Raw genomic sequence first — 17,379 nt, forward strand, 5'->3', positions numbered from 1 at the left:
AAAATCAGTTACTATGAGGTGAAATTATGAAACTTACAACAAAGGCATATTTATCAGCTTTACTCTATTCATTTATTATTGGATTTTCCTTTTTATTCGTGAAACTAACACTAACCATTACAAGCCCTCTTGATACTCTGGCTCATCGTTTTACAGTTGCTTTCATAGCAGCAAATATTCCGATTATTTTTGGATTCGTAAAGTTAAATATATCATTAAAAAACATACTTTCTCTTTTACCAATTGCGTTTTTTTATCCAGCACTTTTTTTTGCTTTTCAAGCTTTTGGCTTAGTTTATACAAGTTCCTCTGAGGCGGGAATTATACAAGCGGCAATTCCTATATTTACGATGATGTTAGCTTCCTATTTTTTAAAAGAGTATACAAATACATGGCAAAAAATATCTGTACTCATTTCTGTCATCGGTGTCATTTATATATTTATCATGAATGGTATAGGGACTCATGAAACTAGTTTCATAGGTGTTATTCTTATTTTGCTATCGGCATTATCATCTGCTTTCTATAATGTGTTAGCTCGAAAAATGACGAAGGAATTCAAACTAATGGATTTAACTTACACTATGACAGTAATCGGCTTTATTAGCTTTAATTTAATCGCAATCGCCAGCCATATAAGTAAAGGTACAATAACGGTATACTTTAAACCTTTTACGAATGGAACATTTCTTATCTCTATTTTATATTTAGGGTTACTATCGTCCTTGCTGACGGCATTGCTATTAAACTATTCCTTATCTTATATTGAAGCAGCTAAAATAAGTGTTTTCAGCAACTTATCTACACTTATTACAATTATCGCGGGTGTTGTATTCTTACATGAACAAATCGCATACTATCACATCATCGGAACAATTTTGATTGTTCTTGGAGTAGTGGGCACAAACTTCTTAGGAAAAAAAGGGATTGTAGTAAAGAAGAAGAATACTTCCTTAAGAAAATAAAAAGTGAGGGATATATATTGCAACGTGTAAATACGATTGATATTAGTAACGTTCTAGAATTGGAAAATGCTCTTTCTACTTTATTAAATGAAGCGATTTCTTCAAAACTAGAGCTTGAAAACTGGTTAAAAAAACAATCTACAGTCATTTGGGAAATTGAAGAACAATTAACATCGCACTATATCGCCTTTCAATGTAGTACAGATAATAAAAAAATAAAAGATACTTTTGAATATGATCAACAATATGTACGACCTCTTTTGAAACGTTATCAAAATTCATTTGATAATAAATATTTAGAGTCCCCTTTTCGAATGGAACTTGATCCAAAAACGTATAGCTTACTAGATAAAAAAATAAAGAATGCGCAAACATTATTTTGTGAAAAGAACATTGATTTAGAAATAAGCGAAGACAAATTAGTAACCGAGTACTTCGAAATTACAGGTGGTTTAACTGCGCTATGGGACGGTGAAGAAAAGACAATTACTGAACTACAGTCTTACTTACAAGATCCGGATCGTGATATACGAAAAAAAGCAAAAACGCTCATTTCTGAAACATTCTTATCTGTTGAAGATACATTACAACATATATTAAATGAATTAATCGCAATCCGTCACCAAAAGGCCAAAAACATTCAATTAGATAATTATCGTGATTATATGTTTAAAAAACATGAACGTTTTGATTATACGCCTGATGATTGCTATGAGCTTGCTGAATCTATTCGTAAATACGTAGTACCACTTATCGATAAAATATTTAATGAGAAAACATCTGAACTTCAAGTAGATAGTCTTCGTCCATGGGATCTAAAAGCAACCGCTCCAAATCAAAAAGCCTTAAAACCTATCGAAGACGCGAGTGAATTAATCGAAAAAAGTTCTCATATTTTACACAAGCTAGATCCTAAATTTTCAACATTACTGGACCGGATGCATAAAAATAATTGCTTAGATTTAGAAAGTCGTAAAGGAAAAGGTCCAGGAGGATTTTGCGAATATTTACCTGCATCTCAATTATCTTTCATTTTCATGAATCTCAATCATACACATTATGATGTTACTACTTTCCTCCATGAAATGGGCCATAGTATTCATAATGCGTGTATGAAGCAGTTAGAACTTCAAAAATATTTAGAAATCCCTTCAGAATCAGCAGAACTCGCTAGCATGACAATGGAATTATTTTCGATGGAGTATTGGGATACTTTTTATGGGAATAGAGAAAAATTTATAAAAGCAAAATTAGATTTCTTTAAAGATATTGTTAAGTATTTACCACCAATGCTTATCGTTGATCAATTCCAACATTGGATGTATGAAAATCCTAATCATACTGCTAAGGAAAGAAACGAAAAATATTTAGAATTACATAACACTTACCAATCGAGCGTCGTAAATATTGAAGGGTATGAAAATTGGATCGCAACTGGTTGGTTACCTGTATTACACATATTCGAAATACCGTTCTATTACATCGAATATGCTATCGCACAACTTGGTGCATTGCAAATGTATAAACAATATAAAGAAAATCCTAAACAAGCACTAGAAAATTATAAAAAAGCTTTATCATTAGGTAGCTCTAAATCTTTAACTGAAGTATATGAAGCAGCCGGTATTCGTTTTGATTTTTCTGGAGAAACGATTAAAGAACTCATGTTATTTGTAGAGGACGAATTAGAGTCCCTTGAACAATTGTAAGAAGAAAGCTGTTCCTATATTTTAGGTTCAGCTTTCTTCTTTATTTTATTTATCAATTCTATGTACTGAGAATTACCATATCCGATTGTTGGAAAAAGATGAAACAACTTTGTTAATAATTCTTGATTTGATAAACCTTGATTTTTAGAGATGAATTTCATTACGATATTATCTTCTTTTAGCATTTCTAAATATAAGTCTATAGCCTGATACATTACAGGTGGTACCTTACGGGAAGTCTTTTTATGGTTTATTAATACTTCATTGTATATAGAAGAATAATTCCCCAATTCAAGTTCAATTTGACTTACTTTAAATTCATCCTCCCTGAAACTATTTAAGTATACTTTTCCTTCATAACAAGACTGTTCAAGATATGAAAGGATAGTAAGTAGATTCATTTGGCAAAACATATCTTCACCAAACCATAAAACAATGCATTTATAATTTTTCGTAAAAAGGTTTTCTAAAGGGTCTATAACCTTTTTTGTATAACATTCTATTGAACTGTTATGACCTTCTGCTCTTGTTTTAATAAACTCTTCATTAAAAACTTGTGTAGTAGCCAGGTTCACACACATTGCCTCATTAAATGGTGCATATTCAGAATCACCCATTAGCTTTTCATTTTTAAATTCTTCATACATCATTTGACCATTTAATATGTTTAGTACATCTTTATCAAACAGCTCTCTTTTTGCATTTCGTAACTGCTCAACCTCTAATTTTCTAGAAACGTTCATTTTAAACTCCCCCTCTATTTTTAGTTTAATAAATGACTGAACAGGCATTTTGTTAAGTTGGAATTCTCTTGGATTCATTCCAAAAAACATTTTTGAAAGCTCTACTATAAGCCTCTTGCGAAGAATAATCATAATCCAATGCAATATCTATTATCTTTCTATCATTCGTCAACTCCCCCGTAGATAAATACAATCTTCTCAAAAGAATATAACGTCTAATACTAATGCCTGTTACTTGGTGAAATCTAAAAGAACAGTAATACGGAGAATAACCCATATAACACGATAATTCATTTAATGAAAATTCTTCTTTTAAATTGCTCTCAATCCAATCAATCATCTTCTGTATATGTTCATTCATTTACTCCCCCCTTATTAAGCATTATAAAAGATGTTCATTACTTTCTTTTGATACTTCTTGTGTTTTATAACATGGGCCATTCATTACATCGCTTCATTTTAAAGGATATCAAAAATAAAACACGAATGTTGTAAATTAAGAGTCTTTTAGTTCTCAAGTAAAAAATTAAAGTTTGGAAAGGATGTTACAATGAACGAGCTAGAAAAAGAAATACTTCAATTAATAAATGGACAATATTCGTTAAATTTTATTAACATTAAACCAATAACGAATGAAATGTATCAATGTCTTACAGAACTAGGTACATACTTCATTAGAATTACAAACTACAAAACATATGAAGAACAGTTAGAAGAAGTTACATATACGAACTTTTTATATGAAAATGGTTTAGCAGTTCCTCCAATCATACATTCTCTTAATGGGAATTTAGTAGAAAAGTTAACATTAGACAAAGAGATTTTTGCTGTATTATATAAAGCTACGCCTGGCATACATTTACCAAGGTACGAATGGAATTCTAATATATTTAGAAAGCTTGGTAAACAAATTGGAAAATTACATCGTATTTCTAAAAGTTTTGAACAGACTAAACCGGTTAAACATATAAACTATTGGTATGAAAATGAAGAGTATAATTTTCTTAAGTATATCCCTAAAGAAGAAACTACTATAAGAGAAATTGCATCTGACGTTTTAACTTCTATAAAAAAGCTACAAAAATCCACTTCAAATTACGGCTTAATTCACGGTGATTTATGGTTAGAAAACATTTTAGTTGAAAACAATTCAAACTTAACAATGATTGATTTTCAAGACTGTGAAAAACATTTTTACATATTTGATTTAGCAGTTCCTATTTATAGTGCGATAGAATATTCATTTGCTGGAAATGGGAATATCGTTGACTATGAGCATTCTATTACAAATGCACTATTTGAAGGATATCAAGAAGAAAATGAACTCCCAAAAGAGATGATAGACAAGTTTCCATTGTTTATAAAATTAAAGGAGATTTTTGAATATAGCTTAATGCATATGTATTGGGATAAAGAAAAATTAACTGAGGAACAAGTACGAATAATGAACCTTTATAGGATGAAGATCGAAAATAAATATACCTATATCAATGTTTAAAAATGCTATTGTTTAACTACAAGGAAACTTTAGTTAAACAATAGCATTTATTTATTAATTATCTACTAAACAACCTTTGTTTTATTACTTATAAATACTGCTTCAATAATATATTTAAATACACTTCATTTTGCGGAGATACTTTCTCAGAAAATCTAGCTGCAATAATAATAGGAGCCCATTGAAAGATCTCATCTCTTGTTAGATCAGTATTACTGCAATATATTTGTAAATACATTTCTGCTAATTCTATAGAAGCCTGTGCATACAATAAATAGGTACGAAACACATCTGCGCGAATGTCACCTGAACTAGCATCTACCCAATCTATAATATTCACGTTCTTATTACTCAAAATTAGATTAAACGGATGGAAATCCCCATGACATAATCTAGGTTCAAATTTAATTGAAGCTAACTTATTCAATATATTTTCCTTTTGTTGTTCATCCAATTTATAAACAGATTTAATTTGTGGCTCTAACCTTCCTCTCATTGATTCTATTTCATCTATGTTCACACGTATAGCATGAATCTTTTTTTGCTCATTGACACAAATATTTATGTAATGCTCTGCTTCATTTAGATTGTTTAGTAGGAGATCCCCAATACTTTCTCCTTTTACATATTCCATAATAATTGCCTGTCTAGCTTGTACCTTTGTCACTTCAAATACATTTGGAACTGGTAGTCCACATGAATAAGCATATTTTTGTTTTTTTGCTTCATTCATAGATTCTTTATCAGTAAGATATTCCTTGAATAATTTAATTACTTTATTTTCATAAAGATATATGTTAGCAGTATTTCCTTTAGCTATCGGCTCACCTAAATCCAAGTTTTCCCCTCCTATCCCTAATACCTTTAGTTTAATTCACTTTAACTACTGTATATCCTTCTACTCATCTAAACCTTATCATTACAAAGACCTTTAAAATGATAAGGAAAAAATACGTATTGAAAATAGCATTTATATTTCCGCATATTTATAAGACTTCTTTAATGACATTCATAATTTTTTGCTTCGTATGACTTAAATAATTTTTATTTTTAGAAGAAATTAATATACCAATCGGAATTTTAGAATTAAACCCCTTAACCTTAAAAGATAGTACTTCTTCATTCAAAATTGTACCTTTCGGGATAATTCCAATCGTATTCCCAAAAAGCATTTCTGGAATGAGATTTAATGCACTACAATTGTAAATTCTTTTAAAAGATAAATTATTTTCCGCTAGGAGAGAACTTACAGATTGATAGGAATAACAATTACTTTCACCTACAATAACGGGATAATCTACAATATCAAATACTTCAACAAATTCTTTTTGTAACAAAGGATGCTCGGGATTATTCACTATAAATTCAATTTGTTCATCACATATAACAATAAATTTTACATTTGATATATTTTCATTATTTCCACACACGGCAAAATCAATCTTATTATGGTCTATCATTTCTGATAAAAGTGCTGTATTTCCTACTACAAAATCACAATGTATATATGGTTTTTCAGCATTTAAAAACTTTAATATTATCGGTATTAACCTTTTAGAAACAGATTCTAATAGGCCTATTCTCAAACTCCCTTTCTCTTCATTACTAATTCGTTGAGCTTGAGAAATGGAATATTCCCAATGAATTAATAAATTTTCTACTTCTTCTGCAAAAAGTTTTCCTTCTTCTGTTAATCTTGCATCCCATCCTCTTTCAAACAAAAGAAAACCAATTTCACTTTCCAGCTTTTTTATATGTGCTGTAACTGTTGATTGTGCATAGTTTAATTGTTTAGCAGCTTGTGAAAACGTTCCTTCTTCAATAATTTTTTTAAATGTAAGTAATTCTTTCATTTCCATTTCAAACACCATCTTCATCGGTTTTATTGATAATAAGTTAATATATTTTCAATTATACAAATGGAAGTATTGGAAGTAAAATGAAATCAAAAGAAAAGGAGTGCTATATTATGCCATTTGTCACTGTTTATCATCCTGAAAAATTATCCGATAATAAGTTATTAAAAAATGTAAGTAAACAAATTCACCATTCGTTAATTGAACATTTCAATATTCCCGAAAATGATTATTTTCAAATGTTTTTACCTTATCCTTCTCATCAACTTTTTTATAATTCATCTTACCTTTTAGAAGGTTCAATAAAACGATCCAACAATATGATTTATGTTTCTATTACGTGTGGACCAGGAAGAACAATTAATCAAAAAAAGGATTTATATAAAGCTATAGCCACTATTACAGCTAATATATTACAAATCTCTACTGCTGATGTTTTCATTACACTACATGAGACACCTATAGAGAATTGGTCATTCGGTCAAGGAATAGCTCAAATGTTAAATCAACATAATAACTAATTTTTCATTTCTAATAACAAAATTAAACTTACCGCTCTCTATAATGATATAGAAAGTGGTAAGTTTAATTGATTAGGAATATCAGAATGAAACTCTTGTGTATACAAGAGAGTAAATGCATATCCCTGCTCAATAAAAAATACTTCATTATGTTTACATTCATATGGAACACTATTTTTCTTAAAATTATTTTGGATTTGCTGTAAAAATACAAGATCTGGTGTTCCGAAAGTAACGTGTACTTTCGGTGGTAATGCTTTCATCGCAATTGGAATCCAAGGTCGCTGCCACCAAGTCGCAACAATATATGCAGTTCCACCAACTACAAAGTTGAAAATATCCCCATCTTCCATCGTTTTCAAATTTAGATTTGATTTCAACCATTCTGTAAATACAGGTACACTTTTAACAGGAAGACCGATTTCCCTTACATATAAAATGTTTAAAGGAGACTGCGGTACTAATACATCTTCTTTAACATAACTATGTGCGATAATTTCGAGAAGATTTCCATCACCGTCTTTAAAATATAAATTGAATAGGCCATTCTCTTCACCAATTGTATTTCCATCTTTCCATTTCACTATAAGTAACCCAGACTTTTCAAGCCATCTTGCTGTTTCATGAAATTTTGAATATGGAATCTCAAAAGCGAAATGCGCAGGTGCAATTGGTTCGTATACTTCTTGAAAACTAATTGTTGTATACGGTGTGACTTCAAATTGAATAAATGATGCTGTTTCTTTTTTTATTGGAAAAGATAATATGTCCTTATAAACTTGTTTTACCCCTTCTATGGAAACCGTTTGTAGTTTTATATCTGATATATGTGTAATCATTATAATTAACCTCCAAATTCATTATATTTATTAGTATTGTATTTCAAAAACTAACAGGAAAAATCCACCTGGAGATTGAAACTTTAATTAACAAACTAATACTTTTGTATTAGAACAGTTAAGTTAACATTTTCGGCTAATGCCACATATCTTAAACTAAAAGGAGTGTTGTATTGTGACTCAAAGAATTTCCTACTATGAAGCTGCACCTGACGCTATGAAAATTATGATGGACATGGAAAAGTACACAAAGCAATCTACGATTAATCGCACGATTAGAGAACTTATTAAAATTAGAGTTTCTCAGATCAATGGCTGTGCTTACTGCTTAGATTTACATACATCTGATGCACGAAAAATGGGAGAGACTGAACAAAGAATTTATTGCTTAAGTACTTGGGATGAATGTACTTTTTATACAGCAGAAGAAAAACTCGCTATTGAACTAGCCGAGCATATTACACTAATTCCTACTAAAAGAGTTCCTGATTCCCTATATAAACGAGTATGCGAACATTATGATGAAAAACAATATATTGACCTTATCTTGATTATTAATCAAATTAATAGTTGGAATAGAATTTCTATCGCGATGGGAAATACACCGGCTAAAAAATAGCACTCTAAGCAACTTACTTACTCTATACATTATTTCTTTATTACATATAATTCAAAAAGGTTGACTTTGCCAATGTTACCTTATTTCTACTACTATTACTTCTGGATAATCCCAATAAAAATGCTTAGAATCTGGGATTAATTTTACTGTCGTACTTGTTCTCTGTATAAAAATACTCGCTGCCTTACCTCTATATCCATCCCAATTTTCTGTTACTGAAGCACGAATTAATATTATATTAAATGGAGACCATTTTGTATAAACTTCTTTCCCGCACAAAAAGCTGCTTTTCTTAAAGAAAAGCAGCTTTTACTTTATAACATATTATAATTTTACAGCAATAATCATAAACCTTTTTGAATTTGTACGAATCCCTTTTTCAGAACTATTTGTGTTAATGAAATTTTGTAAAATAGTAAAATCCTCATCCTCTTCTCCAAACCTAGGAATAATAGGCGTATGTTTTAATAAGAAAATGAGATCTTCAGCCGTACTGTAATAATCAGTAGCATCATATTCACTTATTTGCACAAGTTCAAATCCTGCGCTACTAAGTTCTCTCATATACTTTTCTTTTAAAGTGCCATCTCTTTCGCCAAAGCATTGTCCTCTTCCAAATGCTTCTTTCAAATTTAATTTATCATGTTCACTAACTTGTTGCGTTAAGAAAAAAGCATCCTTTTTCATTACTTTTGCTAATTCAGTCGCTGCAAATGGCGCATGACAACTTGAAGCTATATCAAAATGCACATACGGAAACGCTAAAGCTTCAGAATCCATTTGAAGAAACTCAACATTTTGTAAACCTGATTTTTTCAAGTTAGAATGTGCTGTTTCAATCATTCCGTTAGAACTATCTATTCCAATTAATAATTTAGTCGAAGACGCTATGTTAAGTACATTTTCTCCTCCGCCTGTACCAACATCTAGTAAAATATGTGATGGCTTGCATCTTTCTTTTACCTCTCTATAAAAGTCCCATGAATCTCCTACAGTTTCACATTTTATTTTACTAAAATCCCATCCATTTAATCTTCCTACTTTATCATAAAAGTTTTTGTACTCTAATTCGTTCATTTAATTATTTCCCCTTTGTTGATACTTATATATTCCACAGCTTCTTAAGAAAAATGAGCCATCAATTATTTATTCTATATATGCAAGCCAAGCTTCATAAAACGCTTGAACAGTGCGATATCTTTTACTTTTTTCTTTATGCAACGCTTTTGTACATATATTATATAATTCTTGTGTGCTCTCCCATTTTTCATAGCTTTTATCACTTTTTCCGCCAATAAAGGCAAAAGTAATTCCAGCTAATACGTACACATTCGTTTCGCTTGTAATTTGTGCATGCAGTTCATATTCCTCCGGTGCTTTGAAGCGAGCTGTCCCCCAAAAATCTTTCCCAATTTCATTGAATACAGGTGTTTTTTGAAAGAAATCAATATCACAAATCGTCAGTTTTGATTGCTCGAAATTATATAAAATACTACCGTCATAAAAATCAATCATGACATAGCCTAGTGACTCCACATAGGTTGCAAACTCAAAAATCTGAGTCAATATGTTAAGTCTCTCCGTCACGGCTAATTGTCTTAACTTAACAAAAGGTGAATTTGGTGAATGGTGCTTTTCAAACGGAGTAAAGTCCCAATGATTGTGCATGCATTCCCCATCTATCCAATGAAACTTTAAACAAAACCCATTTTGCATTTGAATACAATTAATATATGGAACTAGTAAAGGATGTTGAATTTGTTCATATACTTCTTTTGCTTTCATTAATCGTTGGATTGCATCCTCTAAATTACCTTTGTACTCTAAATTACGTGCACCGGCATACTTCAAAAAGTAACGATGTCCATTTTCAATAATACCAAAGCTAATATTTCCTGAATCTTGCTGATTAAAAACAGTAAACACTTCTACATCCTTTAGCCAATCAAAATTATGATCCTCAGCCAATGCTATTGGTATTGATTTTTTCCAATTTTAATATTTATCATGCGCTGCTCCTAGCTTTGAGCGAACGTAGTTTATAGAGGCATGATACGCATACTCAAATTATTTTCACCTCATATTTTGTCTTCATCTGTTTGTTCATAACACATCACTCCTTTCAAATAAAATCCTTTTATTCATTAACTACCAAAATCTTCTTAATTTCTATTATATATTATAAAATAAAAATTATAAGGAAAATATATTTCATACGCACAAATAGTTTACATAATAATTTTATGGTTTATTTATGTGTATAATCTACCTCTCTCCCCAACTACATATACTATTTAATACAGGACAGACTGTTTTTTCATTTTCTCCTTAAAATGCCTCTAAAAAGTAGGATTCACCAAAAAATTACAGAATTCTATATATAACAAGTATTGGACGGATAATTTTCAAATTCCTCTATAATAAAGGTGGGATAAGCAGTGTGAAACTTATACAAGAACGAAGAAATACCGTAAAAACAACTTTCTCTAAAGAATTCAAGATTTTCATTTTTGGTTTGCTCATTTCACGAATTGGGGATTCACTCTATACTTTTGCGTTGCCTTGGATTGCCTATCAATTAACCGGTTCAGCTGTAATTATGAGTTCTTTATTTGCTATTAATGTATTGCCAATTGTTTTATTTGGCCCTTTAGTTGGTGTAATAATTGATCGATACGATCGAAAAAAGTTACTTTGGATAGCTGATATTACCAATATTATTTTAGTAAGTCTCGTACCAATTCTACATGCATTACATCTATTAGAAATCTGGCATTTATACGTAATTACTTTTACCTTAGCAGTTATGTCCATGCTTTTTGATGTAACAACTGTTACAGTCATTCCACATATTGCAGGTGCATCATTAACGAAGGCTAATTCTTTCTGTCAAATGGTCAATCAATTCGCTAGTTTGTTTGGTCCAATGATAGCTGGTTTTTTCATTTCTTTTATTGGTGGCTTTCAGGTGCTTTGGATTAATGTTCTTTCATTTATTGCAACATTGGTTACTGTGATATTATTACCGTCTATGAAAACCGTAAACAAGAAATGCGAAGATAAAAATACACTTCAAAATGTACTAGCTGATTTGGTTAATGGATTTAAATGGCTCAAAAATGACCGCTTAAATTTAGCTTTATCTTTTCAAGCTATGATTGGAAACTTTGGAGCAAGTGCGGTTTTAGGTATGTTCATGTATTATTTACTATCCACATTGCAACTTACGCCGGAACAAAGTGGCTTTAATTATTCACTAATTGGAATAGGCGGGCTTTTAGGAAGCTTGATTGCAGTTCCTTTAGAAAAAAGATTGCAGCGCGGCATTCTAATTCCTCTACTCCTATTTGTTGGAGCAATTGGTTTAACTTTTGCGCTTTGGAGTACATACTGGCTTGCTCCCGGTATTGCTTTCGGTATTGCAATGACTTGCAATATTGCATGGAATACAATTGTAGCCACAATTCGTCAGGAAACCGTTCCATCAAATATGCAAGGAAGGGTTTTAGGATTTTCGCGTGTACTTACACGATTAGCTATGCCACTCGGGGCATTAGTAGGAGGTATTATTTCAGCCTATAATCCAGTGTTTATATTTGCTTTAGCTGCTTTCACTAAGCTACTCGAAGTTTTTATTGCACTATATAGTCCGATACGAAAACTATGAGGAAAGGAAAGATAATTATGTATGATTGGTTAATTGAAATCGAAGAGCAAAAATATCCAGCACCTACTATAAATGAAGATTTTTATATAGAAAAGGTATCTCCTGTATCTTCAAATGCTTCTCTCAGTCCAATTTGCCAACTTTTCAGTGGCATGGATGTCATACTTGAAGAGGACGTTTATACGTCCTTTCCCATTACAAATGACATTACTTTAAATATAGTTAAAAATGAATTAATCCCTCATTATAACGATGTGAAACAAGTTTATATTAATAATGAATTGCATGAAATTTTCATGATAGGTTTAAAGGAAGAATCAAAACAAACTTTAAAAGAACTTCTAACAAACGGTATATATCCTGTAGTGCCTGATTTATACCGAAGTTGTTCTTTTAATAGAATTGTCGGTAGAAGAACATTAAAATATTATTCTGTACTATTCGATTGCATTGATCCGATGTTCTTAAAAGAAACTCAAGAAATAGCATATTTCCTCAAACATTCATTCTTTGAAAAAGAGGATTGCATTTCTTTAGTACCAACAGGTTGGATTTTAGAAGATTCATTAAAGGAGTCCATTACACTCCGCTCATTTTGTACATTTGCAAATAAAATTGTACTAGTAGTTGACGAATCGAATCAAGAAGTAATATCTCTTAATATTTACGGATAAGTTGATAAAGAAAAAAGACATATAATTAATGCCTTTTTTCTTTGTCATCATTTAACTGGATAACAAACTTCTGTAACCCACTTATTAGGATCCGATTCCATCGCTGGGCTCACATGATAAATATTAAACATCGGGCCTGCTAATTCGTAACCTTCTGTCTCAATCCATTTTGCTGCAGCCTCATTTACAGCTGTCATCTGTTCATAACTTCCATTAACCGTTATGGAAGCTACATTAGTGGATTCAATTTTTTTAAATGTAACGTCTTTTGTATTTTCATGCGTACCTAAAATACTTAGCTGTATTTCTACATCTACATCAATTTCTTTGTATTCATGATCATGGAAAACCGCAATACTATAACTCGGATGGGCAATACTAATATTTTTCATTTGAATTTCTTGCATTAATATACCCCATAAATCCCCTTCACAATTATATGATGGAATAATCTTTCTAACACTAGCTACATTTCTATCTGGAATCTCTTTTATTGAAACATGATAGTTCATCTCAACAACATCCTCTCTCATCATTTTCATTGAGGCTTCGAGAAGACGTAATTGTTTTTGGAGGGTATCCATATCATCCTTTATTTGGGCACTACGATTTTCAAATTGTGATTTTATTACTTCCATATTATCGCTCGCTACTATTTCTTTAATAGTAGCAATATTAAACCCCATATCTTTTAATGTTTGAATTTGATTTACTTTCTTTAATTGGGCCGCTGAATAATATCGATATCCACTTTGTTCATCGACTTTTACTGGCTGTAATAATTCCACTTTATCGTAGTGTCTCAACATACGAATACTAATGGAAGATAGTTTCGAAAAATCACCTATTTTAAACATATTTTCCTCCTATGAATTACAACTACTTCGAAGCTCAATTTTATCTTAAACAATGACATTGTGTGAGAGTCAACTGTTTTTAATAATTCAAACGAAAATTAAATGTGTTGTATTTACACAATTAATATCATGCATTTGTGTCTTTACAATCAATTATTTTAAAACCATACTAGTTATTCCGATTAATTATTTATCTCCAAACATTCATAAACCGCCATCATTTCTAGTTTATCCAATTCGCGAATGCGATTAAAAATTGATATTTGCGAAACAGTTTCTGTTATTAAGCTCTCACCCACAACATCACTAACTTTTCCAGTTAACCATGTTTGTGCATCCACGCCTTCAACAACTTCTTTTAACCCTTCGTCATTAATACCAGTTGCATTACAAGTTACACATGGAATTGTTAGTTTAAATACACCATCATGTAGATTATCTTCCGTTATAACTTTCTTTCCTTTACAAAATGGACATGGATTACTTTTTTTAATTTTATTAATTTGGGTAACTAACTTTTTGTATCCAAACGCTTCGTATACATACGTAAGTTTTTTATATTTACCATTTGTGAAATACTTATCTATAATGTTTTCTCTCGTTTCATATACATTAGGGAAATCACAAACAGTTACTTGATTATTAACACTAATGGATTCAATATTTCCTTTTATTTCGTCCCAGAATGGTAAGACATTTTGTAACACCATTTCATAGTTTGAAAAGCTTGCCTGTTCTAATTCAAACATTTTCAGTGCAACTTGTGCTTTTCTTGGCAGTAAAGAAACATCTTCTGTCAATCTCATATCGCCACCAACAATAAATTTCAATTTTTGAAGTGCAGGTAAATCACCGACTATCTTCAACACTTCATCAACTGGTTGATTGATAATTTCACGAATATCGAAGTTACCAAATTTAAGCGGTTTATGATGATTTAATACCGTCCCTTCACAAATTGGACATGTCATCTTTTCTTTAGAAGTCTTAATTTCTTCTTTAATAGCTGCTTTTGAAATAACAATATATCCACCAATAATCGTATTAAATCCTACCCATGTTCTGCGTGTCTTTCCTTTTTTATCATAAAATGATTTTTCAAAATATCCGTACCAAAATGTATGCTTTTCTTCTTTTGACATATCATTATAGCTCTTTGATAAATCGTGACCAAGCTCATTTTTAATTTCTTCAAATAGAAATTCTATTTTTTCATATTGATAAAATTTTAATACTTTCATGATTTCCGGATCGAATAAACCGTCCCAAAATGGAACGTTTTTATCTTGAATTGTAATATCTTTATCGAAAACTTCAATTTGAAGACGTCCAGAACAAGATGGACAATGGTTGTCCTGTGAATAGAAATCAAAACTTCTCGTATCTTTATTAGTTGGATGAGCAGCTACAATATGATTAATTAATCCACCAATTTCATATAAGAAACTATATTGACTATATAAATGTCTTTCAAGATCAATAGCAACAACAGGTGCAATTGTATCAGATTCATATTCACCATAAATTAAACGGGCCATTGATGATAAACTTTTTAAAATACCACCCTTATAAATGTTTTCGGCATTTTTAAAATAGTTAATATGATTTTCTTCTAAATAGTGAACGCCTTCTTTATGCTTAAGCGCTGAAGAAATATGTATTTGCTCAGCATTATTCACACTGCTTTTTTGACGATAATAATCTTCATGACTTACTACATCAAGATGCTTTATAGATTCAAGCTGTCTTTCCCCGAAATCTACAATATAATCAGAGCTTTCTAACATATAACTATTATGTTCAATCATGATGATAGAGACTGATTCATCTTGTAATATCCCTCTAACACTATCTATAAATTGGTTTAAAATATTTTGTGATAAACCTTTTGAAGGCTCATCAAAAATAAATAATGTATGTGGATTTCTTGTGTTTGCAAATAACTCCGAAACTAAATGAACACATTGGAACTCACCTGTTGATAATGTTTGTGTTTTTCGTTCTAACGTTAAATAACCAAGTCCTAGTTTAATTAGTAGACTCAAGCGTTTAAACGCAATATCTTCATTTGGAAGTTCATCTATAATATCTTCAATCGAACGCTCAAAAATATCATCAATTTCTTCGCTATACTTTGTGAGTTTCTTTTTAATATCTAGGAAAGTGGCTACAGTTGATCGACTTGTAATGGATTGATTTCGATCTTGTCCTACCATAACTAATTTATCTTTGGGATATCGTTTCAAGAAATCTGTAGCTAAACATTCATTGACAAGTGTAGATTTCCCGCATCCAGATTCTCCTGTAACCGTCACAAGCCTATTTTTAGGAATTTGAAACTCCGCCATTTGGATATTACGGCAATATAATTCTTGGAATATATAATATTCTGTTGGTACTTCTTTATTTAGATCCGATAGTATTGGTTTTGGTCTTGGCGATTCTTTCACAATTTGTCCACCATATTTTCCGCTACCAGGTCCAAAGAACAATTGCTCATCTGTTGTATCCAGTACTGTATCTGAATGATCAATGAGCCAAATTTGATTTTTACACCCTAACTGCTTAATCTCTTCTAATATTTGTAATAATGTTTCATAATCAAGTCCAACTGAAATCTCATCAATAATAATTACAGCATTTTCGCTTACTGCCATAAATTCAGCCAAATATAGTCTTGTTAACTCTCCACCTGACAACGTACCCATAATTCGATTTAATGTTAAATAGCCAATGTTCATATTAATTATATTTTGCAGTATATGTTGCTTCGCTTCACTAATATTTAACTCGTCCGCTAACGAAAGAATAGACTCAACACTTAAATCATTAATATTTGAAATTGTATGTGGTTTAGCAAATAAATCTATCGTATGTTGTTCGATTTCTTCGCTATAACGTTTTCCCTTACATTTTTTACACTCAATATTTTTAGTAGTGCCTCGGCCTTTACAACCAATACACCAACCTAACTGATTATTAAACGAAAAAACCTCAGGGGAAAGATGAAATACTTCAGCTAGTTTTTCGCGAATTTCAGTAAACACTCCAGTATGAGTACCTATTGTTGAACGTGGGTTGGAAGAAATCGATGATTTTCCTAGAAAAAGTACTAAAGGCATATCCTCCATCTTAATAGCACTAAAATTTGTTTCCATGATATTAGGAAATAAATATTGATATTCAGCCTTTGGCAATAAAGAAACTAATCGTTTTTTTGATTCTTCGCCAATCGTTTGGCAAAAAGTTGTTTTACCCGATCCTGATAAACCAGCGATTCCAAACGACTTATTAAATGGAATAGCTGTATCTAATTTATTTATGTTATTAGCAATTAATTGATTTACTTTCATATTAACCTCTATTCTTATTTTTCACGAAAACTATTTTTACAATATAATAATTACATAATAAATATATTATCTTACGTA

General features: G+C 30.9%; 15 protein-coding genes and 1 pseudogene. 7 read left to right on the top strand and 9 right to left on the bottom strand.

Annotated elements, in window-relative coordinates:
• Positions 1-26: 26 nt before the first annotated feature.
• The gene (locus QEP67_RS14920; RefSeq protein WP_000779454.1) at positions 27-965 is read left to right on the top strand and encodes a DMT family transporter; all 939 of its coding nucleotides are present in this window, start codon (positions 27-29) and stop codon (positions 963-965) included.
• A gap of 17 nt (positions 966-982) precedes the next feature.
• Positions 983-2,674, top strand: a complete 1,692-nt coding sequence (locus tag QEP67_RS14925; RefSeq protein ID WP_048566361.1) for a M3 family oligoendopeptidase — start codon at positions 983-985, stop codon at positions 2,672-2,674.
• A 14-nt stretch (positions 2,675-2,688) separates the two neighbouring features.
• On the opposite strand, the pseudogene QEP67_RS14930 reads toward QEP67_RS14925, so the two are convergent.
• Positions 2,689-3,778, bottom strand: a pseudogene (locus QEP67_RS14930) (AraC family transcriptional regulator).
• 189 nt (positions 3,779-3,967) lie between these two features.
• Here QEP67_RS14930 and QEP67_RS14935 point away from each other — a divergent pair.
• Entirely contained in the window at positions 3,968-4,915 is a 948-nt protein-coding gene (locus tag QEP67_RS14935) for a phosphotransferase (RefSeq protein WP_001003815.1), read from the top strand.
• 88 nt (positions 4,916-5,003) lie between these two features.
• Here QEP67_RS14935 and QEP67_RS14940 read toward each other — a convergent pair whose 3' ends face one another.
• Positions 5,004-5,753 carry an aminoglycoside phosphotransferase family protein gene (locus QEP67_RS14940; protein WP_064470448.1) on the bottom strand — a complete coding sequence of 250 codons (750 nt, stop codon included), beginning with the start codon at positions 5,751-5,753 and terminating at the stop codon, positions 5,004-5,006.
• A gap of 148 nt (positions 5,754-5,901) precedes the next feature.
• The gene (locus QEP67_RS14945) at positions 5,902-6,774 is read right to left on the bottom strand and encodes a LysR family transcriptional regulator (RefSeq protein ID WP_000425261.1); all 873 of its coding nucleotides are present in this window, start codon (positions 6,772-6,774) and stop codon (positions 5,902-5,904) included.
• Between the two features lie 110 nt (positions 6,775-6,884).
• Here QEP67_RS14945 and QEP67_RS14950 point away from each other — a divergent pair, with 110 nt between their 5' ends.
• A complete protein-coding gene (locus QEP67_RS14950; protein WP_001117406.1) occupies positions 6,885-7,292 on the top strand; it encodes a tautomerase family protein in 408 nt (135 codons plus the stop codon).
• 38 nt (positions 7,293-7,330) lie between these two features.
• On the opposite strand, the gene QEP67_RS14955 is transcribed toward QEP67_RS14950, so the two are convergent.
• Entirely contained in the window at positions 7,331-8,131 is an 801-nt protein-coding gene (locus QEP67_RS14955) for a glyoxalase (RefSeq protein WP_048566363.1), read from the bottom strand.
• 175 nt (positions 8,132-8,306) lie between these two features.
• On the opposite strand from QEP67_RS14955, the gene QEP67_RS14960 reads away from it, so the two are divergent.
• Entirely contained in the window at positions 8,307-8,750 is a 444-nt protein-coding gene (locus tag QEP67_RS14960; protein WP_000194103.1) for a carboxymuconolactone decarboxylase family protein, read from the top strand.
• Positions 8,751-8,825: 75 nt separating this feature from the next.
• Here the strand turns inward: QEP67_RS14960 and QEP67_RS14965 are convergent, their stop codons facing one another.
• From QEP67_RS14965 to QEP67_RS14975, 3 genes are all read right to left on the bottom strand, one after another.
• Entirely contained in the window at positions 8,826-9,029 is a 204-nt protein-coding gene (locus tag QEP67_RS14965) for a hypothetical protein (RefSeq protein ID WP_000334476.1), read from the bottom strand.
• Between the two features lie 45 nt (positions 9,030-9,074).
• A complete protein-coding gene (locus tag QEP67_RS14970) occupies positions 9,075-9,827 on the bottom strand; it encodes a class I SAM-dependent methyltransferase (RefSeq protein WP_001003845.1) in 753 nt (250 codons plus the stop codon).
• A gap of 69 nt (positions 9,828-9,896) precedes the next feature.
• Positions 9,897-10,676, bottom strand: a complete 780-nt coding sequence (locus QEP67_RS14975; protein WP_353706303.1) for a serine/threonine protein kinase — start codon at positions 10,674-10,676, stop codon at positions 9,897-9,899.
• A gap of 514 nt (positions 10,677-11,190) precedes the next feature.
• On the opposite strand from QEP67_RS14975, the gene QEP67_RS14980 reads away from it, so the two are divergent.
• Both QEP67_RS14980 and QEP67_RS14985 read left to right on the top strand, forming a co-directional pair.
• Positions 11,191-12,417, top strand: coding sequence for an MFS transporter (locus QEP67_RS14980; protein ID WP_074650404.1), 1,227 nt, complete (start codon positions 11,191-11,193; stop codon positions 12,415-12,417).
• Between the two features lie 17 nt (positions 12,418-12,434).
• Positions 12,435-13,091, top strand: coding sequence for a hypothetical protein (locus QEP67_RS14985; RefSeq protein WP_000272438.1), 657 nt, complete (start codon positions 12,435-12,437; stop codon positions 13,089-13,091).
• A gap of 47 nt (positions 13,092-13,138) precedes the next feature.
• Here the strand turns inward: QEP67_RS14985 and QEP67_RS14990 are convergent, their stop codons facing one another.
• Both QEP67_RS14990 and QEP67_RS14995 read right to left on the bottom strand, forming a co-directional pair.
• Complete coding sequence (locus QEP67_RS14990; RefSeq protein WP_064459773.1) at positions 13,139-13,948, bottom strand: MerR family transcriptional regulator; 810 nt, start codon at positions 13,946-13,948, stop codon at positions 13,139-13,141.
• 182 nt (positions 13,949-14,130) lie between these two features.
• Positions 14,131-17,301, bottom strand: coding sequence for an ATP-binding cassette domain-containing protein (locus tag QEP67_RS14995; protein ID WP_064459772.1), 3,171 nt, complete (start codon positions 17,299-17,301; stop codon positions 14,131-14,133).
• Positions 17,302-17,379: the final 78 nt, after the last annotated feature.

It is taken from the genome of Bacillus cereus group sp. MS39 (assembly GCF_040448665.1).
GTDB lineage: Bacteria > Bacillota > Bacilli > Bacillales > Bacillaceae_G > Bacillus_A > Bacillus_A wiedmannii.